The sequence below is a fragment of the Enterobacter sp. BIDMC 27 genome (assembly GCF_000534415.1).
In the GTDB taxonomy this organism is placed as follows: Bacteria; Pseudomonadota; Gammaproteobacteria; order Enterobacterales; family Enterobacteriaceae; genus Enterobacter; species Enterobacter hormaechei_C.
In genome coordinates, this window is the sequence record NZ_KI973178.1 from 157,473 (window position 1) to 183,872 (window position 26,400).

Genomic DNA, 26,400 nt, shown 5'->3' on the forward strand with positions numbered 1-26,400 from the left:
CGCTCGATCGGTTCCCTCTCCCTATGGGAGAGGGTTAGGGTCAGGGGTAACGGGTTGGATTAAATCACAACACCTTACTCGCCATAATCTCAATGATCTGCCGGTCCGTCGCCTGCATTGAGCGGCACGCCAGAGCGCACAGGTTAGCGATAGACTGTTCCACGTCGTGCGCCACAATCCCCTCGTTACCCGTCACCGCAGTATCATCCAGCGCCATCATCACGGCTTTCCAGGCGCTGGTGACGCTGGTCGAGACCTTCATTGCGCAGCTGTTAGAGGCCCCATCGCAGATCATCCCGCTCACGTCGCCGATCATACTGCCGATCGCCATGGCAATGGTCTGGTAAGATCCGCCCATCAGCCACGCCATCCCCGCCGCTGCCCCCATTCCGGCCGTTGTCGCCGCGCACAACGCGGACAAGCGCGGAAGCTGGTAGTGGATATAGATAGCCGACAGATGCGAGAGCATCAGCGCCCGCGCCAGCCGTTCGTCATCGGCCTGAACGTGCTCAGCCACCACCACTACCGGCATGGTGGCGGTGATGCCCTGATTCCCGGAACCCGAGTTGCTCATCGCCGGCAGCGTCGCGCCTCCCATGCGGGCATCCGAGGCTGCGCTGGTGCGGATAATAATGTCTGAACCCAGATCCTGCGCCATCCAGCCGCGTGCGCGCTGTTTATTGAGCGTCGCGCCAATATGCAGCCCCCAGTTGCCACGCAAACCTTCGCGGGAGAGCGCATCGTTCAGCCGCCCCGCATCGAGGATAAAGCGGATCGCGTCGATCGGCACCTGCTCTACAAACTCAAGGATCTGCGACAGCGTGGTGGTCGAGAGTACCGCCAGCGGATCGTCGTTGTTCTGGCTCTGACGATCGTCAAGCCTGAAGCGCGTTTCGCCCTGACAAACTACCTCCACCACGCGAGTGTGCCCGCCAGCGATGGTCACCGTCGCCGAGGATTCACCGACGTAAACGCAGGCGCGTGAATAGAGGATCTCCTCGCACGGCTCCTGCAATTTCACCTGCACCAGACCCGCGTTCAGCAGTGCTTTGGCGCGCGTTAGCGCCTCGGCCGATGCGTCTTTCAACACCTCCAGCCCGGCGTGTGCATTACCGCCTGTCGCCCCCAGCGCGGCCGCGATGGGTAAACCGACCATACCGGTGCCGGGCACCGTTACGCCAAGCCCGTTTTTCATCAGGTTCGGCGATACCCACGCCTCGATACGCGTCACCTCACCGTCAAGCTGTCCGGCAGCCATCGCGCACGCCAGCGCCAGCGAGACGGGTTCGGTACAGCCCAGCGCAGGCTTTACCTCTTCCTGCACAGCGCGAATAAAATGGTTCCATAAAGGATTAATTTGCTCAGACATCGTTACGACCTTATTTAGCCTCATGAGAAGGCGAGGAAAGGAGAAACACAAAGCAGCAGCCCGGTAATCACAATAATCACCAGCGATACGCCTTTATATTTATGAAGTGCGGGCACTTTGTAGACCAGCCACGCCGGAATTAAGCAGCCCACCATCCCGAAAATAGGGCTACAGATGGAGGTGAAGCTCAGCACCGGCGCGTTTAACACAATCGCGCTCCAGGCCAGCAGGATAGCGAACAGCATAATCCCGCGCTGGACGGTGCTTTCATTGATTTTCTCCGCCGGCATTTTGCGGCGCAGGATGTTCATCACGATGCCCTGCGTCGCCTCACGAAAGCCGAGATAGACGCCAAAGAACGCGGTCATCACGGCAAAAATGTTGAGGATCACGCTGACGATTTTGACCCAGCCCGCACCGTCACCGCTGATGAACTGTGCTGCGATTGCCAGGGCGGAAATATTCTGCTCGTAGGCTTTTACCGCCTCGTCGTGCCCCATCGCCAGCGTAAAGGAGACCGCGTAGAAAAAGACCGTCACAAACAGCACGCCAAAAGCGATATTCATTGCCCGCAGCGCCTTATGACGCGCCACCTCTACGGATTTTTCCCGTGAACGATAGGAAATCACCATCGGGCTTAATGTCTGAATAAACAGAATGGAGGTTAAGGTGAAAGGCAGCGTAATAATGGCGTTTTTAATCAGCAGGCCCATCGGCGGCAGCATACCGACGTTGGCTAAATGCCAGAGGCCAATCATCGAAAGCCCCAGCGCCGCCACCACAAATAATTTGGTCAGCACCATCAGGCTGGAGACTTTAAACAGCAATTTTTCACCGCGCGACGAAATGGCGACCAGAATGCAGATCAGGAATAAGCCGTAGAACGGATTTTCCGACAGCAAACCGTCGGTTACGCCGAAGGTGTGTAGGTAGGATGCGCTGTCGTTGGTGATAGCCGTGGAATAGACAAACATCCAGATCACCAGCATCACGAAATAAAGCGCACCCAATAAGATGCCCCAGTTTTTACCTAAATAACCGCTAATGACGCTCGGGTAATCTTTGCATTCCGGTGATTCCGCCAGCGTATTAATAAACAGGCGCTGGAACAGGTACATAGCCGGATAACCAATTATCGACGAGAGTAAAAACACCCACAGCCCCATTAACCCGACCTGCACAGGAAGAAAAACGATGCCCGCGCCGATAGCCATCCCGATACTCATGATGACCCAGCCCGTATCGGTGCTGTCGAATTTGATCGCCTCTCGCCATTCGCTTTCGCTCATTCCCGCCCGCCTTGCCGCAGGGGAATCACTCACAATCACACTGCTGTTTGTTGCCATATTCATTGGGCACTCGCTTATTTTGTAGGGTAACTGGTTGTTTTTATAAGGTTCCGATCGCCAGCGATTGCGAGTCAGAGGGTGCAGGTGTGAGTTATTGATATGGGAAGATCATATCCGGAGCGCGGGAGAAAAAAGTCACAAATTTTATATGGATTTTCTAAAGCGAGAGAATAATATTACTTCGGGATAGCAGAAAGGAGAGTAAGTTTTCTAAAATTGACGGCGTTCACAAAATTAAAAGCCTCCCCATTTGAGGAGGCTGAAGATGAAGCCTGTATTACATCGCCTGCGTAAACGTCCTCGAAATCACGTCCTGCTGCTGCTCGCGCGTCAGGGCGTTAAACCGCACCGCATAACCTGAAACGCGGATCGTCAGGTTCGGATAGTTCTCCGGATGGGCGACGGCATCCAGCAGCATCTCCCGGTTCATCACGTTGACGTTCAGGTGTTGCCCGCCCTCAATGGTCGCTTCGTGGTGGAAGTATCCGTCCAGCAGCCCAACAAGGTTGGTTTTGCGCACCGGCTCGTCCTTGCCCAGTGCCTGCGGCACGATGGAGAAGGTGTAGGAGATCCCGTCTTTGGCATAGGTGAACGGCAGCTTGGCGACCGAGGTTAACGACGCCACCGCCCCTTTTCTGTCGCGCCCGTGCATCGGGTTGGCGCCAGGCGCAAACGGCGTGCCGCCGCGACGTCCGTCCGGCGTGTTGCCGGTCTTCTGCCCGTAAACCACGTTGGAGGTGATGGTCAGGATCGACTGCGTCGGTACCGCGTTGCGGTACGTCGGCAGCGCCTGGATTTTCTTCATAAAGCGCTCGACCAGATCGCAGGCGATACTGTCCACGCGATCGTCGTTGTTGCCGTACTGCGGATAGTCGCCTTCGATGACGAAATCGACCGCCAGACCGGTGTGGTCGCGCACCGGTTTTACCGTGGCGTATTTGATGGCCGACAGGGAATCCGCCGCCACCGACAGCCCGGCAATGCCGCAGGCCATGGTGCGGTAGACGTCCCGGTCGTGCAGCGCCATCAGCGAGGCTTCGTAGCTGTATTTATCATGCATGTAGTGAATGAGATTCAGCGCGCTGATGTACTGTACCGCCAGCCAGTCCATGAAGTGATCGAGGCTCGCCATTACGGTGTCGTAATCCAGTACCTCATCCAGCAGCGGCTCGGTTTTCGGCCCCACCTGGATCTTCAGCTTCTCATCCACCCCGCCGTTGATTGCGTACAGCAGCGTTTTCGCCAGGTTGGCGCGTGCGCCGAAGAACTGCATCTGCTTGCCGATCACCATCGGGCTGACGCAGCAGGCAATGGCGTAGTCGTCGCTGTTGAAGTCGGCGCGCATCAGATCGTCGTTCTCGTATTGCAGCGAGGAGGTGACGATCGACACCTGCGCGGCGTATTTCTTGAACGCGATCGGCAGTTGTTCGGACCAGAGGATCGTCAGGTTTGGCTCCGGCGCAGGCCCCATGGTGTGCAGGGTATGCAGGTAGCGGAAGCTGTTTTTGGTCACCAGCGTACGGCCATCCAGCCCCATGCCGCCAATCACTTCCGTGGCCCAGATCGGATCGCCGGAGAAGAGCGTGTCGAACTCCGGCGTGCGCAGGAAACGTACCATGCGGATCTTCATGATGAAGTGGTCGATCAGCTCCTGGGCCTGCACCTCATTCAGCCTTCCTGCCTGCATGTCGCGTTCAATGTAGATATCGAGGAACGAGGCCGTGCGCCCCAGCGACATCGCCCCGCCATTCTGGGATTTCACTGCGGCAAGGTAGGCAAAGTAGACCCACTGCACCGCTTCCTGCGCATTCATCGCCGGACGTGAAATATCAAAGCCATAGTTCGCCGCCATCTGCTGGATCTGGAGCAACGCACGTTTATGCTCCGCCAGCTCCTCGCGCAGGCGGATCGTGGCCTCCAGATCTTCTCCGCGCTCCAGTTTCCCCTGGAGATCGGCGAACTGAAGTTCACGCTCGCGCACCAGATAGCTGATGCCGTACAGCGCCACGCGACGGTAGTCGCCGATGATGCGTCCGCGCCCGTAGCCGTCCGGTAGACCGGTCAGCACCCCCGATTTGCGGCAGCGCATCATCTCCGGGGAGTAAACGTCAAACACGCCCTGGTTGTGGGTTTTGCGCAGGTCTGTGAAGAGATATTCAAACTGCGGATCCATCTCGCGACCGTAGGCTTCGAACGAGCTGCGGATCATGTTGATCCCGCCGTACGGATGCAGGGCGCGCTTGAGCGGCTTGTCGGTTTGCAGGCCGACGATCGTCTCCAGCTCCTGATCAATATAGCCCGGCCCGTGCGCGGTAATAGTAGTGGCGATGTTGGTGTCAAAATCCACCGGGGCGTGAGTAGCATTCTCCTGACGAATGCCGACCATCACCTTCTGCCACAGCGCCGTCGTTGCTGGCGTCGCCTGCGCGAGGAAAGCTTCATCGCCTTCATAAGGGGTGTAGTTATGCTGAATAAAATCGCGCACGTTAATGGCGTTTTTCCATTCTTCACCGCGAAACCCGGCCCATGCGTCGCTGTAAGGTGCGACGCCCGTATCGATTGTTACTTTCATCAGATTCTCGCTTTATCAGGCGTAAGCCGCAGCCGGAGTAACCTTCCCAAGACGGAGGGCGTCCAGTGCGATCATTTTTTCTTCATTGGTAGGGATCACCGCGCAGGCCGCGCGGGACGACTCGGTGGAGATCACGCGCTCGCCCGCGCTGCCCGGCAGGGCATTTTTGGACTCGTCGAGGATGATGCCAAACACCTTAAGATGCTCCACCACCAGCGCGCGGATAAGCACGGAGTTCTCACCGATCCCGCCGGTAAACACCACGCCATCCAGACGGTGCAGGGACGCGGCATGACCGGCGATATGTCGCGCAATCCGGTGGACAAAGGTCTTCATTGCCAGCCGCGCCCGCTCGTTGCCGTCATGCCAGGCTTTCTCCAGCGCGCGCAAATCGGAGGAGATGCCAGAGATCCCCAGCAGCCCGGACTCTTTGTTGACCACGCGCTCCAGATCCTCGAACGACTGGCCGGTCTGCCGGGCAATCCACGCCATCGCGCCAAAATCCACGTCGCCGCAGCGCGTGCCCATCACCAGTCCTTCAAGCGGCGTCATCCCCATGGACGTGTCCACGCTTACGCCGTTACGCACCGCGCAGATGGACGCCCCGTTGCCGAGATGGGCAATCACCAGGCCGCTGTCATCGGGAGAGAGCCTGAGCAGCGCGTGCGCCTGCGCCGACACGTAGCGGTGAGAGGTGCCGTGGAAACCGTAGCGGCGCACGCCCAGCTCTTCAAAATAGCGGTACGGCAAGCCGTACAAATACGCCTGCGGCGCCATGGTCTGGTGGAAGCTGGTATCAAATACCGCCACCTGCTGCACGCCGGGGAACAGGCGCCCGGCGGCTTCCACGCCGCTCAGGTTGGCGTAGTTATGCAGCGGCGCCAGCGGGGAGACCTGGCGGATCTGCGCCATCACCTCTTCCGTGATCAGGGTCGACTCGCTGAAGAGGTCGCCGCCGTGGGCAATGCGATGGCCAATCAAGGCCACGCTGCCCATCAGGTTGCGTTTCTCCAGCTCCAGGGCGATGGCGGCCAGCGCCCCTTCGTAGTCCTGGTGAGCCAGTCTGACCGGCTCACCCCCATTCACGGAAATAAAGGCTTTTTCTGTGTTGATGCCGTCCGCAATGCCCGTCATCAGGGCATCGCAGCCTGCGGCGTCCAGCACCGAGAACTTAACAGAGGACGATCCGCAGTTAATGACCAGTACTACCGGAAACTCAATCATGGTATGGCTCCGCTCTTCCTGAGCTTTGGTTTAAAACAGTTTGTACACGATGTTCAGAATGGTCAGCAGGCCGACCACGGTTACGAAGATGTTCTCGGTCCGGCCTTTGTATTTCGCCAGCGCAGGCGCCTTGCGGATGGCGTACATCGGCAGCAGGCACAGCAGAGAGGCGATAATTGGCGCACCCATGGCTTCAATAAGGTCCAGGATGTTTGGGTTGGCGTAGGCCACAATCCAGGTGGAGCCCATGATGAAGACCATGCTGATGGTGTTCAGCTTGCCCACGGAGACTTTCTTCTTGTCGCCCTTGTAACCGAACTTGAGGATCAGACCGTTCAGCCCCTCCAGCGTGCCCAGATAGTGGCCGAAGAAGGATTTAAAGATAGCGACCAGCGCGATGATGGAGGCGCCGTATTCCAGCACCGTGGCGAACGTGGATTTACTGCCTGACATCGACGCGAAGTGGTTCGCCAGGTAAGAGAGCACCGGAATGTTCTGCGCTTTGGCGTCCGCCATGTTCTGCGGAGAGAGCGTAAACAGGCAGCTAAAGGCGAAGAACATCACCACCGCCACCATCAGCAGGCTGGCGCGACCAATGATTTTGGAACATTTCTGCTCGGTAAACTCTTTCCCGAACTCTGGTTCGTACTCTTCGCGTTTGGAGACCACAAACGAGGAGACGATAGGCGAGAAGTTGAAGGAGAAGACCATGATGGAGATCCCCAGCCACACCGTGACCAGAATGCCGTCATGACCGGTGAAGGCGATATCGCTCAGGTTAACCTGGTCGATCACCGCCGAGTTCCAGTACGGGATCAGCGAGAGAGAAATCAACACCAGGCTGGCGATGAACGGGAACACAAGGTAGCTCATCACTTTCACCATCAGGTCTTTACCGAACCAGATAACAAAAGCCATCAGCAGCAGCAGGAATAGCGCCACCACGCCGCGGTTCAGGGCGGGCATCTGGAGCTGGTTTTCCCAGAAGGTCATAAAGGTGTTGGTAATGGTGACGCCGTAAATCCACAGTAGCGGGCAAATGGCAAAGAAGTAGAGGAAGGTGATCACCACCCCTCCGGTCTTACCAAAATGCTCCTCCACCGTTTCGGTGATGTTGCCGGAGACGTTACTGCCGGACAAACACAGACGCGCCAGTGCGCGGTGGCAGTAAAACGCAATCGGAAACGCGAGTACCAGCATCAGCAGGATAGGGATCAGGCCGCCAAAGCCTGCACGGATAGGGAAGAACAGCACGCCTGCGCCAATGGCGGTACCAAACAGGCCGAGCGTCCAGGTGGTATCCGATTTACGCCAGGTGGACGTTTTTGTCTGGCCAACGATAATGCTTTCTGTGTTGCTCATAAGTCATCCTTTATGCGTCAACGAAGCCGGTAATTTGGGAAACACGGGAGAGATCGATATTGCCGCCGGAAATAATGCAGACGGTTTTTCGGCCCTGAATATAGTGGTCCAGCTTGCCGCTTAATAACGCCGCGCACGCCAGCGCACCGGCACCTTCCGTGACCACCTTATTTCGCTGAATAAGCGCGATCATGCTGTTGCGAATCTCGTCTTCGCTGACCAGCACAATGTCATCGACTAATTCACGAACAATTTCGAAGGTTAAATTACCTGGGCGAGACACGTCGCAGCCGTCAGCTAATGTGCCGGTAACACGATGACTGATTATTTCTCCGGCCTGATACGATGCCGCCATTCCGTGCACATTTTCAGACTGCACGCCGATAATATTGATAGTTGGGTTGATGGATTTAATTGCTGTCGCAATACCGGCAATTAAACCGCCGCCGCCGATGGGGACAATCACGTTATCCACGTCATATAAATCTTCGAGGATTTCCAGGCCGATGGTGCCCTGGCCGGCAATGACTTTCGGATCGTCGTAAGGCGGGATAAAAATGCGCCCTTCCATCTCGACGATTTCGCTCACTTTGGCGATGGTGTCGTTAAAGTTCTCGCCGTGCAGCACCACTTCGGCAGAGTAGTCACGCGTGGCGGCAACCTTGGATTTCGGCGCGCCCATCGGCATGACCACTTTGCCGTCGATGCCGAGCATGGCGCAGGAGAGAGAGACCCCCTGCGCGTGGTTCCCTGCGGAACAGGCCACCACGCCCTTGCGTTTTTCCGCATCGGTCAGCGAGCTTAATTTATTAAACGCCCCACGTATTTTAAACGAACCGGTACGCTGCATATTTTCAAATTTCAGGAATATCTCACCCTTACACCGTTCGCTCAGATAATTCGAGCGCGGCATACCGGTTTTATAGATCTTTCCCGCCAGTCTTTTTCTGGCGTCCTGAATATCTTCAATGGTCACCGGGAGATCGTAAGTAATGTGCATAATATCCTCGTTATAATAATTCATTGTTTTCAGGCAAAGTCAGGGTATCAGAGCGTTAAAAAGCGTCGCTCCGGGTGTTTTAAATCATCATTATTTCTATCGTCGTTTTTCGGTATTCATCGACGAATATTGTTTTGCCAGTTCAACTAATACTGACGCCGATTTTTTAATACTGTAATTTTTTGACCACACGGCGGCATAACGCGCCACGGGTAATTCATCTTCCACCGGCAGGACAATAAACTGGTCCGAGCCGAATGGCGCAATCATGTCACGGGGGATCACCGTCAGGTAATCGGCATTGAGGACAAGGTTATAGATGGTGACGACGGAATCGGTCTGGACGATGTTTTCAATGCTGATGTGGTTGTCTTGCAGGGTGGTCAGGAGTTCGTTGTAGTAGCCCATATCGGTTTGCGGCATCACCCACTGCTCGTGCGTGAGCGATGCCAGTCTGGTCGGGCCGGTGCACGTTCGTGATTTACTCGCCACCAGCACAAACTCGGATTCAAACAGTGGCTCAACGTGAAGATCCTGAAGCTGCATCCCGTCGCTCAGCGTGCCGATGGCGAAATCCAGCCGGCCATCGCGAATGGCGGGCAGGAATGAAGAGAGCTGCGCTTCATACATTGAGACGCGCGCTTTCGGGAACACTTCCTTGAATTTTTTGATCATCCCGGACAGGAAGGTGAAGCCAATCAGCGACGGATAGCCAAAAGAGACGTCCATGACGGTACTGAAACTGAGGCTGTTGATCTCGCTCACCATGTTTTTCATTTCGCGGGTGATCGACTCAGCGTAGGACAGCAGCACCTGACCGGCGGCAGTGAGTTTTACGCCGGTGTTCTTACGCACCATCACTTCCACCCCAAAGTAGGATTCGATGTCGCTGATGATTTTGCTGACGGCAGGTTGCGTCAGCCCCAGTTGTCTTGCAGCAGAACCTATGGAGCCACTTTTGATGACTTCCTGAAATACCACGAGGTGCTGTGTTTTCGGTAGAATAATAGTATTCATAATATTCTGCGCTTATTTCCCTATGACGCAGCGGATTCTACCCAATATTGTTTCAGGGGGTATGTGCTGTTACTCACAATTTGCCAGGACGCTCTGTTTTCAATCGCACCAGAAATCTATTTATGTCTTTATAAATCAAATGCTTATCACAATAAAAATACGCATTTACGCTGATATTGATCAATAAAAAACGCGGTAATAAATTTATTTTATGGCAATAACTAGCGTGAATTTTTTTGCTTTAAAAATATTAATAAAGGCTATCTTTCAGGCAATTAAAGGTTAATAAAACACCATTATTCCTTTAAAACATTTTTGTGGTTTATCAACTTTACCAGGAATATTTATTCACTTTCCGGTTAAAGAGTGGGATATATCACACATTCACCAGAAGAATGTTTTTAGATTCAATATTAAATTATCAAATGAATAACATTCGGCATCACTGACTAAACATTTACAACATCTTCTCAACACTAAAATTTTCTAATTTTACAGCGTTAAATTTTGTGATTACGATCATGCGCAGCAGATGAGAGGAACACACAGTCAAGCAAATAGTGAAATGTGCTTAGCGTCGCAAAATTGAGAATTGATGTCGTTTGGCGCTTCGCTTACCCGGCCTGCAACCGTCAGAAAGCAAAAACCCCGCCGAAGCGGGGTTTTGTAAGAAGTTGAAGCTGACCGATAAGCCGGGTTCTGTCGTGGACAGTCATTCATCTAGGCCAGCAATCGCTCACTGGCTCAAGCAGCCTACCCGGGTTCAGTACGGGCCGTACCATGTGAACCCCTATTTGGCCTTGCTCCGGGTGGAGTTTACCGTGCCACGGACTGTTACCAGCCGCGCGGTGCGCTCTTACCGCACCCTTTCACCCTTACCTGATCCCGCTTGCGCGGGCCATCGGCGGTTTGCTCTCTGTTGCACTGGTCGTGGGTTTCCCCCCCAGGCGTTACCTGGCACCCTGCCCTGTGGAGCCCGGACTTTCCTCCCCTCCGCCCGTCTCCCCCGAAAGGGACGACGACGAAGCGGCGACTGTCTGGTCAGCTTCGGCACGCAGTATAGAGGGTTTGCGCGCCGCTGTCACCCCTGGCTACGCATGCCTACCTGCAATGTGGCCGCGATATTCCGCGAGGCGCGGTAAATGTTGTCATATGCTCCCTGGAACGCCTCTTCCAGTGAACCGATACTGGTCAGTACGCTGAACACCGCGTCGATGCCGTACTGATGCACCACACCCACATCCTGCGTCAGACTTCCGGCAATCCCGATCACCGGCTTATGGTATTTTTTGGCGACGCTCGCCACGCCGACGGGCACTTTGCCATTAATGCTCTGGCTGTCGATGCGCCCTTCCCCGGTCAGCACCCACGTGCAATCGTGAATATGTTCTTCAAGATTGAGCGCCTGAGTGACAATCTCGATGCCGCTTTTAAGCTCAGCGCCCAGGAAGGCCATCAGCGCCGCGCCCATGCCGCCCGCGGCGCCAGCCCCCGGAACCCGGTTGACGTCAATGCGCAGCGATTTTTTGATCACCCCGGCGTAGTGGCTAAGATTGGCGTCGAGTTCGAGGATCATCTCCTCCGTGGCGCCTTTTTGCGGGCCAAAGATACGCGACGCGCCGCTTTCACCGACCAGCGGATTCGTCACGTCACAGGCGACGCGGATTGCGCATCCCTGAAGACGCGGATCGAGATCGGAAATATCAATCCGGTTAAGCGCCATCAGGCTGCCGCCGCCGTAGCCGATCTCCGTCCCGTTCGCATCCGTAAACTTCGCGCCCAGCGCCTGCATCATGCCTGCGCCCCCATCGTTGGTTGCGCTCCCGCCGATACCGATAATGATGTTGCGCGCGCCTTTATCCAGCGCGCTGAGGATCAGCTCCCCCGTCCCGCGCGACGTCGTGACCAGCGGGTTACGCTGCGCGGGAGGAACAAGCACCAGGCCGCTGGCGGCGGCCATCTCGATAAACGCGGTGGTACCGTCGCCCGAGATCCCCCAACTGGCCTTCACCTTTTCCCCTAACGGGCCGGTGACGACAGCCTGCTGCCAGGTGCCCTGCGTCGCAGCGATCATCGCTTCAACTGTACCTTCTCCGCCGTCAGCAACGGGAACAGACACGTAATGAGCGTCGGGGAAAATTTCCCGAAATCCTTTTTCTATCGCCTGCGCCACCTCGGTGGCAGACAGGCTTTCTTTATAAGAGTCTGGCGCGATTACGATTTTCATAGTTGTATGCCTGAGCCGTAGGCCCGGTAAGCGTAACGCCACCGGGCAGGACGTCATTAGCGAGCAATTTCAACCTTCGCCAGTTTTTCGTAATAGCACGCTAACGCGCTGTGATCGGCGGTACCCAGACCGTCCGCACGCAGCGCCTGCATCATCTCCATGACGGCGGCAGTCAGCGGCAGCTGCGCGCCCACGCCGTGGGAGGTATCCAGCGCATTCGCCAGATCCTTAATGTGCAGATCGATGCGGAAGCCCGGCCTGAAGTTACGATCCATCACCATCGGCGCCTTGGCATCCAGCACGGTGCTGCCCGCCAGACCACCGCGAATGGCCTGATAAACCAGATCCGGATTAACGCCCGCTTTGGTGGCCAGCGTCAGCGCTTCGGACATGGCCGCGATGTTCAACGCCACAATCACCTGGTTTGCCAGCTTGGTGACGTTGCCTGCGCCAATTTCACCGGTGTGCACCACGGAGCCAGCCATGGCTTTCATCAGGTCGTAGTATTTGTCAAACACGGCTTTATCCCCCCCCACCATCACCGACAGGGTGCCGTCGATGGCTTTCGGTTCGCCGCCGCTGACCGGCGCATCCAGCATTTCCACGCCTTTCACTTTCAGCGCCTCGCTGATTTCGCGGCTTGCCAGCGGTGCGATAGAACTCATGTCGATCACCACCAGACCCGGCTTCGCGCCGTCGATAATGCCGTTCTCACCCAGCGCCACCTCTTTCACGTGCGGGGAGTTTGGCAGCATGGTGATAATCACGTCGCACTGCTCAGCAATCGCTTTTGCGGTTGTCGCCGTTTCTGCCCCAGCCGCAATCACCTCTGCCACCGCGTCTGAATTACGATCTAAAACCACCAGTGAGTAACCTGCTTTGATGAGGTTTTTGCTCATTGGTTTGCCCATGATACCCAGGCCAATAAAACCCACTTTCAGCGTCATAATCTGTTTCCTCAATGATGGTTATTTTTTAAAAGCGTCCGCTAATTTCTGCGTGGCGGCGCGGAATACGCCGAGATCGCTGCCCACGGCGACAAACGTTGCGCCCCACTCCAGGTAGCGGCGGGCATCGGCTTCCACTGGCGCCAGAATGCCGCACGGTTTACCGTGCGCTTTGGCACGGGCAAAAATGTGCTGAATTGCGCGCTGCACGTCCGGATGGCTGGCGTTGCCCAGATGACCAAAGGCGGCCGCCAGATCGCTCGGGCCGACGAAAATGCCGTCTACCCCCTCCGTCGCGGCAATAGCGTCGACGTTATCGACCCCCTGCTGGCTCTCGATCTGAACCAGAATGGTGATGTTCTTGTTGGACTGAGCGAAATAGTCCGGCACGGTGCCAAACATGTTGGCGCGGTGCGAGACGGACACGCCGCGGATCCCTTCCGGTGGATAGCGGGTCGCCGCCACGGCCAGCACCGCTTCTTCTTCCGTTTCAACAAACGGGATCAGGAAGTTGTAGAAGCCGATATCCAGCAGACGCTTGATGATCACCGGCTCGTTGGTGGGCACACGCACCACCGGCGCGCTGTGGCTGCCTTTCAGCGCCATCAGCTGCGGAATAAACGTGTTGATATCGTTTGGCGCATGTTCGCCGTCCAGCACCAGCCAGTCGAACCCGGCCAGGCCCAGCACTTCGGTGCTAATGGGGTTAGCCAGCGCAGACCAGCAGCCAATCTGAATCTGGTGCGCCGCGAGGGCCGCTTTAAATTTATTCGGGAAGATGTCGTTACTCATTACTTATACCTTTTTTAATTCCGCAGTTTTAGCCAGTAGCTTTTCTTATTTATTCCGACTCAGCGTCAGCGTTATATTTATTTTCCTGACTGAATTTTGGCGTTATAAAATCGTCATTCAGTATAATCGTCACCACCCGGCAGCACATTGTCTCAATGCTCAATTATCCAACGGGAGTAGCACGCTATTTTGAGCATATGCCCAACACAGTGGGCGCTGATGCACAGAATCAACGATTAGTGGTTCGGGAGCGATCGCGATCACATTCTCACCTTTCCTCTCCTGGCATTCTTTATTTCCTCAATAAGAAACAATTAACCATCTGGCTATATTTAGTATCAGATATTTTGCTGGAGAAGAGTGAACAATGGCCGATATTGAAATTCGACAGGCGTCGCCGACGGCGTTCTATATAAAAGTGCACGATACCGATAACGTGGCGATTATTGTCAACGACAATGGCTTAAAAGCTGGCACCCGCTTTCCGGATGGCCTGGAGCTGATTGAGCACATTCCGCAGGGGCATAAAGTCGCACTGGTCGATATCCCGGCGCAGGGCGAAATCGTGCGCTACGGCGAAGTCATCGGCTATGCGGTGCGCGCTATCCCGCAGGGTAGCTGGATTGAGGAGTCGCTGGTTGAGCTGCCCACCGCCCCGCCGCTGGAGTCGTTGCCGCTGGCTACCCGCGTCCCTGAGCCGTTGCCTCCGCTGGAGGGTTATACCTTCGAGGGTTACCGCAACGCGGATGGCAGCGTGGGAACCAAAAACCTGCTTGGCATCACCACCAGCGTGCATTGCGTGGCGGGCGTAGTGGATTATGTGGTGAAAATTATTGAGCGCGATCTGTTGCCGAAATACCCCAACGTTGACGGCGTGGTGGGTCTTAACCACCTGTACGGCTGCGGCGTGGCGATCAACGCGCCCGCAGCGGTCGTGCCGATCCGCACGATTCACAATATCGCCCTTAACCCAAACTTTGGCGGTGAGGTCATGGTGATTGGTCTCGGCTGTGAAAAATTGCAGCCAGAACGCCTGTTGCAGGGTACTGAGGATGTGAAAGCCATTCCGGTTGACGATGCCAGTGTTGTGCGACTTCAGGATGAACACCATGTCGGCTTCAGATCGATGGTCGACGACATTTTACAGGTGGCAGAGCACCATCTGGAGAAGCTGAACAAACGCCAGCGTGAAACCTGCCCGGCCTCTGAACTGGTCGTTGGGACACAGTGTGGCGGCAGCGATGCGTTTTCCGGCGTCACCGCCAACCCGGCAGTCGGTTATGCCTCCGATCTGTTCGTGCGCTGCGGCGCCACGGTGATGTTCTCCGAAGTCACCGAAGTACGTGATGCTATCCACCTGCTCACGCCGCGCGCCGTCAACGAAGAGGTGGGCAAACGCCTGCTGGAGGAGATGGCCTGGTACGATAACTATCTCGACATGGGCAAAACCGACCGCAGCGCCAACCCGTCTCCGGGTAACAAGAAAGGCGGCCTGGCGAACGTGGTGGAAAAGGCCCTCGGGTCGATTGCCAAATCCGGCCAGAGCGCGATTGTGGAAGTGCTCTCCCCTGGCCAGCGACCAACCAAACGCGGTCTGATCTACGCGGCAACGCCTGCCAGTGATTTCGTTTGCGGCACCCAGCAGGTAGCGTCCGGCATTACGGTACAGGTCTTTACCACCGGGCGCGGCACGCCGTACGGCCTGATGGCGGTACCGGTGATCAAAATGGCGACCCGCACCGAGCTGGCAAACCGCTGGTATGACTTAATGGATATCAACGCGGGCACCATCGCCACCGGGGAAGAGAGTATTGAAGAGGTGGGCTGGAAGCTGTTCCACTTCATTCTGGATGTGGCAAGCGGGCGGAAGAAAACCTTCTCCGATCAATGGGGATTGCATAACTCGCTGGCGGTGTTTAACCCGGCGCCGGTGACCTGATGGCCCCTCACCCTGCCCTCTCCCCACCGGGGAGAGGGTAAAAAACCGCACCGGGCAGTCCCCTCCCCCCTATGGGGCTGAGGGTTCCCCACAAAATAATGCCTGCACAGACGGCCCCCTCTCCCTTGAGGGAGAGGGCTGGGGTGAGGGGGAACATACGGCTCTGGTGGTCATTCCGTTCACGTTATGTTCCTTGCTACTCTGTCACGACATGACCGGTGAACGTGCCAGGGTGGCTCAGTCGCCACCACCCTGGCGACCCGGGCTTCCGGCGGAAAATCGCCGCTTCGCGGTGCCTTCGGCTTATTCCTTCCGGCTTATCGGGGACGGGCGGAGGTAACATCCCTGTAAAGCCCGCCCTCTCGGCGCATCCCTGCGCCTCGCCCCGGCCTACAGGAAACGCCTCAGCGATTTACAGCCGGACCGAGGCATCGCTGAAAGCCCTCAGTTATTCTGAGGCAACGTTATCGCTTTTGCTTTCAAATTACTGGGGAACCCTCTCCCTATGGGGAGAGGGTGAGGGAGAGGGTTAGGGTGAGGGGAAAAGCCCCTTTAGACCAGCACCACATCGATCCCGCTTTTGCGTAACCCTTCCAGGCTTTCCGCCGGAATGCCTTCATCAACGATAATCATGTCGATCCGCTGGGTATCAATGATTTTATGCAGGCTTGAACGGTTAAACTTGCTGGAGTCAGTGACCACGATAATACGCTCCGCCACTTCGCACATTTTGCGGTTCAGACGGGCTTCATCCTCGTTGTGCGTACTCACCCCCCGGTCGAGATCGATGGCATCGACGCCCAGGAACAGCAGGTCAAAATGGTAATTCTGTAAGGACTGCTCCGCCTGATCGCCATAGAAGGACTGCGACTGACGGCGCAAGTGCCCGCCGGTCATCAGCAGCTCTACGCCCTCCGCTTCCAGCAGCGCGTTTGCCACGTTCATCCCGTTGGTCATGGCAATGACATCGGTGTGCTGGCGCAGCATGCGGGCAATTTCAAAGGTTGTGGTGCCGGAGTCCAGAATAATGCGGTGACCCGGCTTCACCAGTTCAGCCGCCGCCTGCGCGATGCTGCGCTTCACTGCCGTATTAAGGGAACTTTTGTCCTCAACGGACGGCTCCACGCCGGGGGCATTGCCTTCGCAAATCAGCGCGCCGCCGTAAGCGCGAACGGCAATCCCCTGCTTTTCCAGAAAGGCCAGATCGTTACGGATCGTCACCGTCGACACGCCGAATAAAAGAGAAAGATCGTTAACCTGCACGCTTCCTTGCGCCCGCAACCGCTGAATGATCTGCTCTCGCCTTTCACTGGTGCCGGTGATGCGCTTCTCTGCGGATGAATCGGTGCTGCTCATACGAGCTCCTTAGTAAATACACTTTCGTTTCATTTCGTTTTGCTTATTAACGCCTTTCTTTTGAGGGAATGCAAGCCCTGTATGGTGTGCGGACGCAAGCTTAACCGCCGCTGAAACCTTTCATTATGTTTCTTTTGTGAAACAGATCGGAAAACTATTATCTTTCGTTTTATTTTTACCTCACCATAATGCAGTATCAAATGAAACAAAACGAAAGATGAATACCAACACCATCCGAAATGGAGAGGAAAGTGAAACATCTGACAGAAATGGTGGAACAACATAAACGGGGGAATACAAACGGGATTTATGCCGTCTGTTCCGCACATCCACTGGTACTTGAAGCTGCACTACGTTACGCCCATTCACAACAGACGCCCCTGCTGATAGAAGCCACCTCAAACCAGGTGGATTAGTTTGGCGGTTATACCGGTATGACGCCCGCCGATTTTTATGGGTTTGTCTGCAAGCTGGCGGGATCTCTTGGTTTCCCCACCTCGCAGCTGATCCTTGGCGGCGATCATTTAGGTCCAAACCGCTGGCAAAACCTGCCGGCTTCGCAGGCGATGGCGAACGCCGACGATCTGCTCAGAAGCTACGTGGCGGCCGGATTTAAAAAAATTCACCTCGATTGCAGCATGTCCTGCGAAGACGACCCGGTTCCGTTAACCGATGCAATCGTTGCCGGGCGTGCCGCTCGGCTGGCTAAAATTGCCGAAACCACCTGTCTCGAGCAATTTGGCGTAGCCGATCTGGTCTACGTTATCGGCACGGAAGTTCCGGTCCCCGGTGGGGCACACGAGACGCTGACCGAGCTTGAGGTCACCACGCCAGAGGCGGCACGCGCCACGCTTGAGGCACACCGCCACGCATTCGAGAAGGAAGGGTTAAGCGACATCTGGCCGCGCATTATTGGCCTGGTGGTTCAGCCTGGCGTTGAGTTCGACCATGCGCAGGTTTGTGACTATCAACCGCATAAAGCCGTCGCGCTGAGCGAGATGGTTGAAGCCTACGACACGCTTGTATTTGAAGCACACTCTACCGATTACCAGACGCCGCAGGCGCTGCGCCAGTTGGTGAAAGATCACTTCGCCATTCTGAAAGTCGGCCCTGCGCTAACCTTCGCGCTGCGCGAAGCGCTGTTCTCACTGGCAGCAATTGAAGAAGAGCTGCTGCCGGCAAAAGCCTGCTCAGGGCTGCGTCACGTCCTGGAAAACGTGATGCTCGATCGCCCGGAATACTGGCAAAGCCACTATCACGGCGACGGCAATGCCCGTCGCCTGGCGCGCGGTTACAGCTATTCCGACCGCGTGCGCTATTACTGGCCAGACAGCCAGATTGACGACGCCTTTGAGCGGCTGGTACGCAACCTGGCGGATGAACCGATCCCGCTGCCGCTGATCAGCCAGTATCTGCCGTTGCAGTACAGCAAAGTTCGCGATGGCGCTCTCAGGTCCACACCACGGGAACTCATCCTCGACCACATTCAGGACATACTCCAGCAGTACCATGCCGCCTGCGAAGGCGTAACGACTCAACACGCATAATTAAAAAGAGGAAAACGCTATGCCAAACATTGTCTTATGCCGCATTGATGAACGCCTGATCCACGGTCAGGTGGGCGTACAGTGGGTGGGGTTTGCGGGGGCGAACCTGGTGCTGGTGGCAAATGACGAGGTTGCAGACGATCCGGTTCAGCAAAACCTGATGGAGATGGTGCTGGCGGAAGGCATCGCCGTGCGTTTCTGGTCCCTGCAAAAAGTGATCGACAACATTCATCGCGCCGCCGACCGGCAGAAAATTCTGCTGGTCTGTAAAACACCGGCTGATTTTTTAACGCTGGTCGAGGGCGGCGTGCCCATCACCCGTATTAACGTCGGAAATATGCATTACGCCAGTGGCAAACAGCAAATTGCCAAAACGGTATCTGTAGACGCGAACGATATCGCCGCGTTTAACGGCCTGAAGGCGGCCGGAGTGGAATGCTTCGTTCAGGGCGTTCCAACAGAGACTGCTTTGGATCTCTTTAAACTGCTCTGAGGGATTCACAATGGAAATCAGTCTGTTGCAGGCTTTCGCGCTGGGGCTTCTCGCCTTTATAGCGGGCCTGGATATGTTTAACGGCTTAACACACATGCACCGTCCGGTGGTGCTCGGGCCACTGGTTGGCCTGATTCTGGGCGATTTGCACACCGGAATTCTGACCGGCGGTACGTTAGAACTGGTCTGGATGGGACTCGCGCCGCTGGCGGGCGCGCAGCCGCCAAACGTGATTATCGGCACCATCGTTGGCACCACATTTGCCATTACTACAGGCGTGAAGCCGGATGTCGCCGTTGGGGTCGCCGTGCCGTTTGCCGTGGCGGTTCAGATGGGGATCACTTTCCTCTTCTCGGTGATGTCCGGCGTGATGTCCCGCTGCGATCGCATGGCGGCTAACGCAGACACCCGTGGTATTGAACGGGTCAACTATCTGGCACTGCTGGCGCTCGGCGTCTTCTACTTCCTGTGCGCGTTTCTGCCCATCTACTTCGGGGCTGAACATGCGAAAACCGCCATTGACGTGCTGCCGGAACGTCTGATCGACGGTCTCGGCGTCGCGGGCGGCATCATGCCAGCGATCGGCTTCGCCGTGCTGCTGAAGATCATGATGAAAAACGTTTACATCCCTTACTTCATTATCGGCTTTGTCGCCGCGGCCTGGCTGAAACTCCCGGTGCTGGCGATTGCCGCGGCTGCGCTGGCGATGGCGCTGATCGACCTGCTGCGCAAATCGCCTGAACCCACGGCGCCTGCGGCCCAGAAAGAGGAATTTGAAGATGGCATCTAATCACACCACCCTGCCGGGCGTGTCTGAAAGTGAAGAGACACTGCTGACCGGCGTGAATGAAAACGTCTACGAAGACCAGAGTATTGGCGCTGAGCTAACGAAAAAGGATATTAACCGTGTCGCCTGGCGTTCCATGCTGCTACAGGCCTCGTTTAACTACGAGCGTATGCAGGCCTCCGGCTGGCTGTATGGGCTACTGCCCGCGCTGAAAAAGATCCACACCAATAAGCGGGACCTGGCGCGCGCCATGAAAGGCCATATGGGCTTCTTCAACACCCACCCGTTCCTGGTGACCTTCGTCATCGGCATTATTCTGGCAATGGAGCGTTCCAAGCAGGATGTGAACAGCATCCAGAGCACTAAAATTGCCGTCGGCGCACCGCTCGGTGGCATTGGTGACGCCATGTTCTGGCTGACCCTGCTGCCCATCTGCGGGGGGATTGGCGCCAGCCTGGCGCTACAGGGATCCATTCTTGGCGCGGTGGTCTTTATCGTGCTGTTTAACGTGGTGCATCTCGGCCTGCGTTTTGGTCTGGCGCACTATGCCTACCGAATGGGTGTCGCCGCGATCCCGCTGATCAAGGCCAACACCAAAAAGGTTGGTCATGCTGCGTCCATTGTCGGGATGACAGTGATTGGTGCGCTGGTGGCAACCTATGTGCGCCTGAATACCACACTCGAGATTAAAGCCGGGGATGCAGTCGTCAAACTGCAAACCGATGTGATCGACAAACTGATGCCCGCCTTTCTGCCGCTGGTCTACACCCTGACCATGTTCTGGCTGGTACGCCGTGGCTGGAGCCCGCTGCGCCTGATTGGTATCACCGTGGTGCTGGGCGTTGTCGGTAAATTCTGTCACTTCCTGTAAAAAGCAAAGAGGTTGCGATGTTAGGCATTATTTTGACGGGTCACGGCGGTTTTGCCAGCGGGCTGGAACAGGCGATGAAGCAAATCCTCGGCGAACAGCCGCAGTTTATCGCCATCGATTTTCCGGAAAGCTCCACCACTGCGCGGCTGACCGGGCAGCTTGAGCAGGCAGTGAATGAACTGGATGCAGAGCACGATATTGTGTTTCTCACCGATCTTCTCGGCGGTACGCCGTTTCGTGTGGCCTCTACCCTCGCGATGCAGCGCCCCGGCAGCGAAGTGATCACCGGCACCAATCTCCAGCTTTTGCTGGAGATGGTTCTGGAGCGCGACGGATTAAGCAGTGAAGCCTTTCGTTTGCAGGCGCTGGAGTGCGGCCATCGCGGCCTGACCAGCCTGGTGGATGAACTTGCACGCTGTCGCGAGGAAGCGCCCGCCGAGGAAGGGATATGAGCCAGCTGCTGCGCGCGCGTCGTCTGCTTACCGGGCAGGGCTGGCTGGATGACCATCAGCTGCGTATGGATAGAGGCGTCATCACCGCCATCGAGCCGATTCCGGCAGGGGTTAATACCCGCGAGGCAGACCTGCTTTGCCCGGCATACATTGATATTCACGTCCACGGCGGCGCGGGTGTGGATGTGATGGATGATGCGCCCGACGTGCTGGACCGGTTAGCCATGCACAAAGCGCGTGAAGGCGTGGGGGCGTTTCTGCCTACCACCGTCACCGCTCCGCTGGAGGCGATCCATGGCGCGTTACGGCGCATTGCCCGGCGCTGTCATGCCGGTGGCCCCGGCGCGCAGATCCTGGGCAGCTATCTGGAAGGCCCGTACTTTACACCGCAGAACAAAGGGGCGCACCCGCCAGAACTGTTTCGCGAACTGGATCTCGCGGAACTTGATGAGCTGATTGCGGTTTCGCAGAACACGCTGCGGGTGGTGGCGCTTGCTCCGGAAAAAGTGGATGCCCTGAAGGCGATCCATCACTTCAAGCAAAAAAGGATACGCGTCATGCTGGGCCACAGCGCCGCTACATACGCGCAAACCCTGGCCGCATTTGATGCAGGCGCAGCCGGGCTGGTGCACTGCTACAACGGCATGACGGGGTTACACCACCGGGAGCCCGGCATGGTTGGCGCCGGGCTTACAGACCCACGCGCATGGCTGGAGCTTATTGCCGACGGGCATCACGTTCATCCTGGAGCCATGCGGCTATGTTGTTGCTGCGCGAAGGATCGTACGGTGCTGATTACCGATGCCATGCAGGCGGCGGGTATGCCTGATGGGCGCTATACGTTGTGTGGTGAAAATGTCGAGATGCAGGGCGGCGTTGTCCGCACGGCCTCAGGCGGGCTGGCGGGCAGCACGCTCGCGCTGGATGCCGCCGTGCGAAATATGGTGGAGCATACGGGGATCGCCCCAGAAAACGCAATCCATATGGCCTCGCTGCATCCTGCCCGTCTGCTCGGGATGGATCACCTGCTGGGAACGTTAGCGCCAGGCAAACGCGCCAATGTTCTTGCGCTGGATGCGGGTTTACACCTCCGGCAGATCTGGATCCAGGGTCAGGCTCTTTCCCTGTAGCCCCTTCACAGTGTGCCCTGTTGGCCTTACGGAAGACGATCGTAAGGCCTTTCTTTTCCTTTCCTTGATTTTCGCCTTTCCTTTCGCGATCACACTTTTCGTTTTATTTCTTTTTCGCCATTGAACTTTCGATTTCTTTTCTATAAATTTTATTTAACTGCTAAAGTGAACAAGTGAAACGAAACGAAAGATAGCGACACATTTGCCAGCGTCTGATGTGGAATTCACACGACTAAGGACTGAGTTATGCCACAAACCACTATCGCCACCACCGGCACCTGGACCGAAAAAGAGATCCGCCAGCAGCCAGCCAGCTGGCTTCGCTCGCTCAACAATATTGATAATCTGCGCGCGTCGATCGACAGTTTTCTGACGCCACTGTTGCGCAAGCCCGATCTGCGGATCGTTCTGACTGGCGCGGGTACGTCTGCTTTTATCGGCGACATCATTGCGCCATGGCTTGCCAGCCACACGGGGAAAAACATCACCGCGATACCTACGACCGATCTGGTCACCAACCCGATGGATTATTTCAGCCCTTCGCACCCGCTGCTGCTGGTCTCTTTCGCCCGTTCTGGCAATAGCCCGGAGAGCGTCGCCGCCGTTGAGCTGGCGAATCAGTTTGTACCGGAGTGCTACCACCTGTCGATCACCTGTAATGAAGCAGGCAGCCTGTACCAGAATGCCGTCGACAGCGATAACGCCTGCGCTCTGCTCATGCCAGCCGAAACGCACGATCGCGGGTTCGCGATGACAAGCAGCATCACCACCATGATGGCGAGCTGCCTGGCGGTATTCGCACCGGAAACGATCAACAGCAAAACGTTCCGCGACGTGTCCGATCGCTGTCAGGCGATCCTCACATCGCTTGGCGATTTCAGTCCCGGCGTCTTTGGTAACGAACCGTGGAAACGCATTGTTTATCTGGGCAGCGGTGGATTACAGGGCGCCGCACGGGAGTCTGCGCTGAAGGTGCTGGAGCTGACCGCCGGCAAGCTGGCGGCATTCTACGATTCGCCAACGGGTTTCCGTCACGGGCCTAAGTCGCTGGTAGACAACGAAACGCTGGTCGTCGTGTTTGTCTCCAGCCATCCGTATACGCGTCAGTACGATCTGGATCTGCTCGCCGAACTGCGACGCGATCGTCAGGCCATGCGCGTGGTAGCCATTGCAGCCGAAACGGATCCGGTCATTGAAGCTGGCCCGCATATCCTGCTGCCGCCTTCCCGTTCATTTAACGATATGGAGCAGGCGTTCTGCTTCCTGATGTACGCCCAGGTCTTCGCACTGACCCAGTCTCTGCACGTTGGCAATACGCCGGATACGCCATCCGCCAGCGGTACGGTTAACCGTGTGGTCCAGGGCGTCGTTATTCATCCGTGGCAGGCTTAAGAGGACAGGCTCATGAGTATTATTTCTACCAAATATCTTTTGCAGGACGCACAGGCGAAGGGCTATGCCGTTCCGGCCTTTAACATCCATAACGCCGAGACGATCCAGGCGATCCTCGAAGTCTGTAGCGAAATGCGATCGCCGGTGATCCTCGCGGGTACGCCGGGGACGTTTAAACATATTGCGCTGGAAGAGATCTACGCCTTGTGCAGCGCATATTCCCTTACTTATGACATGCCGCTGGCGCTACACCTCGATCACCACGAATCGCTGGACGACATTCGCCGCAAAGTCCATGCCGGCGTACGTAGCGCAATGATCGACGGTAGCCATTACCCCTTCGAACAAAACGTCAAGCTGGTGAAATCGGTCGTCGATTTCTGCCACCTCAACGACTGTAGCGTCGAGGCCGAACTGGGCCGACTGGGCGGAGTGGAAGATGACATGAGCGTCGACGCCGAAAGCGCGTTCCTGACCGACCCGCAGGAAGCAAAACGCTTTGTCGAAATGACAGGCGTGGACAGCCTCGCCGTTGCCATCGGTACCGCGCACGGTCTTTATACCAAACGCCCAAAAATCGACTTCCAGCGGCTGGCCGAGATCCGCGAGGTAGTGACAGTGCCGCTGGTGCTGCACGGTGCGAGTGATGTGCCGGATGAGGATGTGCGCCGCACCATTGAGCTGGGCGTCTGCAAAGTTAACGTCGCAACAGAGCTGAAAATCGCCTTCTCTGACGCAGTCAAAGCCTGGTTTGCCGAGAACCCACAGGGCAACGATCCGCGCTTCTACATGCGCGTCGGCATGGATGCCATGAAAGAGGTGGTCAGAAGCAAAATCACCGTTTGCGGCTCGGCGAACCGGCTGCTGCTTGCGGCTGAAGCCTGAACCCATCGCGCATAACGTTAGTACCTAAAAAAATAACTATAAGCCTCGCAAATATGAAGGCGCGTCCTTAAGCCGGACAGCGCCTTCCATTATCCTAAAAAACCGAGGAGTCCCTACATGACACAGGAAAAGTCGTTTAAATCGAAAGCGTGGGAGTTTTTCCAGAGCCTGGGAAAGACGTTTATGTTCCCGGTCTCACTGTTGGCCTTTATGGGGTTGTTGTTAGGTATCGGTAGTTCTGTCACCAGCCCTTCCACCATCAAAAGTTTTCCCTTTCTGGGCGGCGAGTTAACGCAGCTCACCTTTGGTTTTATCGCCATGGTCGGCGGCTTTGCTTTTACCTATCTGCCGCTGATGTTTGCCATGGCGATCCCGATGGGCCTTGCCAGACGTAATAAAGCGGTGGGCGCTTTTGCCGGATTCGTTGGCTACATGCTGATGAACATGAGCATCAACTACTACCTGACCGCCACCCACCAGCTTGCGGATGCCGCCACCATGAGACAGGTGGGACAATCCATTGTGCTTGGCATTCAAACGCTGGAGATGGGCGTGCTCGGCGGCATTGTGGTAGGGGTGATAACCTACTTCCTGCACGAGCGTTTCCAGGACACGGTGCTGCACGACGCGTTTGCCTTCTTTAGCGGCACTCGTTTTGTACCGATTGTTACTGCCCTCACCCTGTCGCTGGTCGGCTTGTTCATCCCCCTGCTGTGGGAATATGTGGCAATGGGCATTGCCGGGATTGGTCATATCATCCAGAGCACCAGCGTCTTTGGGCCATTCCTGTATGGCGTGGGCGTACTGCTGCTCAAACCTTTTGGCCTGCACCACATCCTGCTGGCGATGGTGCGCTTCACCCCGGCGGGCGGCATTGAGATGGTTAACGGCCAGGAAGTGGCCGGTGCGCTGAACATTTTCTACGCCGAGCTGAAAGCTGGCCTGCCGTTTAGCCCGCACGTTACGGCATTTTTATCGCAAGGGTTTATGCCGACATTTATCTTCGGCCTGCCTGCCGTGGCTTACGCTATCTACCGCACCGCGCGCCCGGAAAACCGTCCGGTGATTAAAGGGCTGCTGCTTTCAGGCGTGCTGGTTTCAGTTGTCACGGGTATTTCAGAGCCGATTGAGTTCCTGTTCCTGTTTATTGCCCCTGTGCTTTACGCGTTTCATATCGTTATGTCTGGCCTGGCGCTGATGGTGATGGCGCTGCTCGGCGTCACCATTGGCAACACCGACGGCGGCATTCTGGATCTGCTGATCTTCGGCGTCATGCAGGGGATGTCGACCAAATGGTATCTGCTGTTCCCGGTGGGTATTGCCTGGTTTGCTATCTACTTCTTCGTCTTCCGCTGGTACATCCTCAGGCACGATATTAAAACGCCGGGCCGTGAGGTTGACGCGCAGGGTGCGCTCCAGGCGGTGGAAGCCAATACCCGGGCACGTGGAAAATCGAAATACGATCATGGGCTTATTCTTCGCGCGCTTGGCGGTAAAGAGAATATTGAGTCGCTCGACAACTGCATCACCCGCTTACGTCTGGTGGTAAAAGATATGGGGCTTATCGACCAGCAGGCGCTGAAGGCCGCGGGCGCCTTGTCAGTAGTGGTGCTTGATGCCCACAGCGTTCAGGTGATCATCGGCCCGCAGGTGCAGAGCGTCAAATCCGGCATTGAAGCCTTAATTTAA

20 protein-coding genes, 1 other RNA gene and 1 pseudogene are annotated in these 26,400 nt (G+C 56.3%); 10 read left to right on the forward strand and 12 right to left on the reverse strand.

Annotation, left to right across the window (positions count from 1 at the left end; translation table 11 throughout):
- Positions 1-64 precede the first annotated feature (64 nt).
- The 11 genes from L463_RS21690 to garL all read right to left on the reverse strand — a co-directional run bounded on the left by L463_RS21690 (position 65) and on the right by garL (position 13,859).
- A complete protein-coding gene (locus L463_RS21690; protein ID WP_032104135.1) occupies positions 65-1,369 on the reverse strand; it encodes an L-cysteine desulfidase family protein in 1,305 nt (434 codons plus the stop codon).
- Between the two features lie 20 nt (positions 1,370-1,389).
- A complete protein-coding gene (locus tag L463_RS21685; RefSeq protein WP_017693942.1) occupies positions 1,390-2,721 on the reverse strand; it encodes an SLC5/6 family protein in 1,332 nt (443 codons plus the stop codon).
- 274 nt (positions 2,722-2,995) lie between these two features.
- Positions 2,996-5,290 carry a formate C-acetyltransferase gene (gene pflB, locus L463_RS21680; protein WP_017693941.1) on the reverse strand — a complete coding sequence of 765 codons (2,295 nt, stop codon included), beginning with the start codon at positions 5,288-5,290 and terminating at the stop codon, positions 2,996-2,998.
- 15 nt (positions 5,291-5,305) lie between these two features.
- The gene (gene tdcD / locus L463_RS21675; protein WP_032673060.1) at positions 5,306-6,514 is read right to left on the reverse strand and encodes a propionate kinase; all 1,209 of its coding nucleotides are present in this window, start codon (positions 6,512-6,514) and stop codon (positions 5,306-5,308) included.
- A 30-nt stretch (positions 6,515-6,544) separates the two neighbouring features.
- Positions 6,545-7,876 (reverse strand): threonine/serine transporter TdcC, encoded by a 1,332-nt coding sequence (gene tdcC, locus L463_RS21670; RefSeq protein WP_006812083.1) that lies wholly within the window; start codon positions 7,874-7,876, stop codon positions 6,545-6,547.
- A gap of 10 nt (positions 7,877-7,886) precedes the next feature.
- Positions 7,887-8,876: a bifunctional threonine ammonia-lyase/L-serine ammonia-lyase TdcB gene (tdcB, locus tag L463_RS21665; RefSeq protein ID WP_032104142.1), complete on the reverse strand. Its 990-nt coding sequence runs from the start codon at positions 8,874-8,876 to the stop codon at positions 7,887-7,889.
- Positions 8,877-8,972: 96 nt separating this feature from the next.
- Entirely contained in the window at positions 8,973-9,893 is a 921-nt protein-coding gene (gene tdcA, locus L463_RS21660) for a transcriptional regulator TdcA (RefSeq protein WP_003862670.1), read from the reverse strand.
- 672 nt (positions 9,894-10,565) lie between these two features.
- Positions 10,566-10,942, reverse strand: an RNA gene (rnpB, locus tag L463_RS23135) — RNase P RNA component class A.
- A 32-nt stretch (positions 10,943-10,974) separates the two neighbouring features.
- The gene (garK, locus tag L463_RS21655; RefSeq protein ID WP_032672038.1) at positions 10,975-12,120 is read right to left on the reverse strand and encodes a glycerate 2-kinase; all 1,146 of its coding nucleotides are present in this window, start codon (positions 12,118-12,120) and stop codon (positions 10,975-10,977) included.
- Positions 12,121-12,176: 56 nt separating this feature from the next.
- Positions 12,177-13,067, reverse strand: coding sequence for a 2-hydroxy-3-oxopropionate reductase (gene garR / locus L463_RS21650; protein ID WP_015571956.1), 891 nt, complete (start codon positions 13,065-13,067; stop codon positions 12,177-12,179).
- A 21-nt stretch (positions 13,068-13,088) separates the two neighbouring features.
- The gene (gene garL, locus L463_RS21645; RefSeq protein ID WP_003862676.1) at positions 13,089-13,859 is read right to left on the reverse strand and encodes a 2-dehydro-3-deoxyglucarate aldolase; all 771 of its coding nucleotides are present in this window, start codon (positions 13,857-13,859) and stop codon (positions 13,089-13,091) included.
- Positions 13,860-14,226: 367 nt separating this feature from the next.
- On the opposite strand from garL, the gene garD reads away from it, so the two are divergent.
- The gene (garD, locus tag L463_RS21640) at positions 14,227-15,798 is read left to right on the forward strand and encodes a galactarate dehydratase (RefSeq protein WP_015571957.1); all 1,572 of its coding nucleotides are present in this window, start codon (positions 14,227-14,229) and stop codon (positions 15,796-15,798) included.
- 552 nt (positions 15,799-16,350) lie between these two features.
- On the opposite strand, the gene L463_RS21635 is transcribed toward garD, so the two are convergent.
- Positions 16,351-17,154, reverse strand: a complete 804-nt coding sequence (locus L463_RS21635; protein WP_017693937.1) for a DeoR family transcriptional regulator — start codon at positions 17,152-17,154, stop codon at positions 16,351-16,353.
- 239 nt (positions 17,155-17,393) lie between these two features.
- Here L463_RS21635 and kbaZ point away from each other — a divergent pair.
- The 9 genes and pseudogenes from kbaZ (at position 17,394) to malX (ending at position 26,400) form a co-directional block, all read left to right on the forward strand.
- Positions 17,394-18,701 (forward strand): annotated as a pseudogene (gene kbaZ / locus L463_RS21630) (tagatose-bisphosphate aldolase subunit KbaZ).
- A 19-nt stretch (positions 18,702-18,720) separates the two neighbouring features.
- The gene (gene agaV / locus L463_RS21625) at positions 18,721-19,194 is read left to right on the forward strand and encodes a PTS N-acetylgalactosamine transporter subunit IIB (protein WP_003861728.1); all 474 of its coding nucleotides are present in this window, start codon (positions 18,721-18,723) and stop codon (positions 19,192-19,194) included.
- 10 nt (positions 19,195-19,204) lie between these two features.
- Positions 19,205-19,984 carry a PTS N-acetylgalactosamine transporter subunit IIC gene (gene agaW / locus L463_RS21620; RefSeq protein ID WP_003861730.1) on the forward strand — a complete coding sequence of 260 codons (780 nt, stop codon included), beginning with the start codon at positions 19,205-19,207 and terminating at the stop codon, positions 19,982-19,984.
- A complete protein-coding gene (gene agaE / locus L463_RS21615; protein ID WP_017693933.1) occupies positions 19,974-20,852 on the forward strand; it encodes a PTS N-acetylgalactosamine transporter subunit IID in 879 nt (292 codons plus the stop codon). The genes agaW and agaE overlap by 11 nt, the downstream gene beginning before the upstream one ends.
- 17 nt (positions 20,853-20,869) lie before the next feature.
- Positions 20,870-21,304, forward strand: coding sequence for a PTS galactosamine/N-acetylgalactosamine transporter subunit IIA (gene agaF / locus L463_RS21610; protein WP_032104425.1), 435 nt, complete (start codon positions 20,870-20,872; stop codon positions 21,302-21,304).
- The gene (gene nagA, locus L463_RS21605) at positions 21,301-22,434 is read left to right on the forward strand and encodes an N-acetylglucosamine-6-phosphate deacetylase (protein ID WP_032104423.1); all 1,134 of its coding nucleotides are present in this window, start codon (positions 21,301-21,303) and stop codon (positions 22,432-22,434) included. The genes agaF and nagA overlap by 4 nt, the downstream gene beginning before the upstream one ends.
- A 246-nt stretch (positions 22,435-22,680) precedes the next feature.
- A complete protein-coding gene (locus L463_RS21600) occupies positions 22,681-23,826 on the forward strand; it encodes an SIS domain-containing protein (RefSeq protein ID WP_032104421.1) in 1,146 nt (381 codons plus the stop codon).
- 12 nt (positions 23,827-23,838) lie between these two features.
- Entirely contained in the window at positions 23,839-24,711 is an 873-nt protein-coding gene (gene kbaY, locus L463_RS21595) for a tagatose-bisphosphate aldolase subunit KbaY (RefSeq protein ID WP_032104419.1), read from the forward strand.
- 117 nt (positions 24,712-24,828) lie between these two features.
- Positions 24,829-26,400: a maltose/glucose-specific PTS transporter subunit IIBC gene (gene malX, locus L463_RS21590; protein ID WP_032104418.1), complete on the forward strand. Its 1,572-nt coding sequence runs from the start codon at positions 24,829-24,831 to the stop codon at positions 26,398-26,400.

Excerpts from the sequence above, each read along its gene's own strand:
- L463_RS21690 (WP_032104135.1), bottom strand. The coding sequence starts at position 1,369 with ATGTCTGAGCAAATTAATCCTTTATGGAACCATTTTATTCGCGCTGTG.
- L463_RS21685 (WP_017693942.1), bottom strand. The coding sequence starts at position 2,721 with ATGAATATGGCAACAAACAGCAGTGTGATTGTGAGTGATTCCCCTGCG.
- pflB (WP_017693941.1), bottom strand. The coding sequence starts at position 5,290 with ATGAAAGTAACAATCGATACGGGCGTCGCACCTTACAGCGACGCATGG.
- tdcD (WP_032673060.1), bottom strand. The coding sequence starts at position 6,514 with ATGATTGAGTTTCCGGTAGTACTGGTCATTAACTGCGGATCGTCCTCT.
- tdcC (WP_006812083.1), bottom strand. The coding sequence starts at position 7,876 with ATGAGCAACACAGAAAGCATTATCGTTGGCCAGACAAAAACGTCCACC.
- tdcB (WP_032104142.1), bottom strand. The coding sequence starts at position 8,876 with ATGCACATTACTTACGATCTCCCGGTGACCATTGAAGATATTCAGGAC.
- tdcA (WP_003862670.1), bottom strand. The coding sequence starts at position 9,893 with ATGAATACTATTATTCTACCGAAAACACAGCACCTCGTGGTATTTCAG.
- garK (WP_032672038.1), bottom strand. The coding sequence starts at position 12,120 with ATGAAAATCGTAATCGCGCCAGACTCTTATAAAGAAAGCCTGTCTGCC.
- garR (WP_015571956.1), bottom strand. The coding sequence starts at position 13,067 with ATGACGCTGAAAGTGGGTTTTATTGGCCTGGGTATCATGGGCAAACCA.
- garL (WP_003862676.1), bottom strand. The coding sequence starts at position 13,859 with ATGAGTAACGACATCTTCCCGAATAAATTTAAAGCGGCCCTCGCGGCG.
- garD (WP_015571957.1), top strand. The coding sequence starts at position 14,227 with ATGGCCGATATTGAAATTCGACAGGCGTCGCCGACGGCGTTCTATATA.
- L463_RS21635 (WP_017693937.1), bottom strand. The coding sequence starts at position 17,154 with ATGAGCAGCACCGATTCATCCGCAGAGAAGCGCATCACCGGCACCAGT.
- agaV (WP_003861728.1), top strand. The coding sequence starts at position 18,721 with ATGCCAAACATTGTCTTATGCCGCATTGATGAACGCCTGATCCACGGT.
- agaW (WP_003861730.1), top strand. The coding sequence starts at position 19,205 with ATGGAAATCAGTCTGTTGCAGGCTTTCGCGCTGGGGCTTCTCGCCTTT.
- agaE (WP_017693933.1), top strand. The coding sequence starts at position 19,974 with ATGGCATCTAATCACACCACCCTGCCGGGCGTGTCTGAAAGTGAAGAG.
- agaF (WP_032104425.1), top strand. The coding sequence starts at position 20,870 with ATGTTAGGCATTATTTTGACGGGTCACGGCGGTTTTGCCAGCGGGCTG.
- nagA (WP_032104423.1), top strand. The coding sequence starts at position 21,301 with ATGAGCCAGCTGCTGCGCGCGCGTCGTCTGCTTACCGGGCAGGGCTGG.
- L463_RS21600 (WP_032104421.1), top strand. The coding sequence starts at position 22,681 with ATGCCACAAACCACTATCGCCACCACCGGCACCTGGACCGAAAAAGAG.
- kbaY (WP_032104419.1), top strand. The coding sequence starts at position 23,839 with ATGAGTATTATTTCTACCAAATATCTTTTGCAGGACGCACAGGCGAAG.
- malX (WP_032104418.1), top strand. The coding sequence starts at position 24,829 with ATGACACAGGAAAAGTCGTTTAAATCGAAAGCGTGGGAGTTTTTCCAG.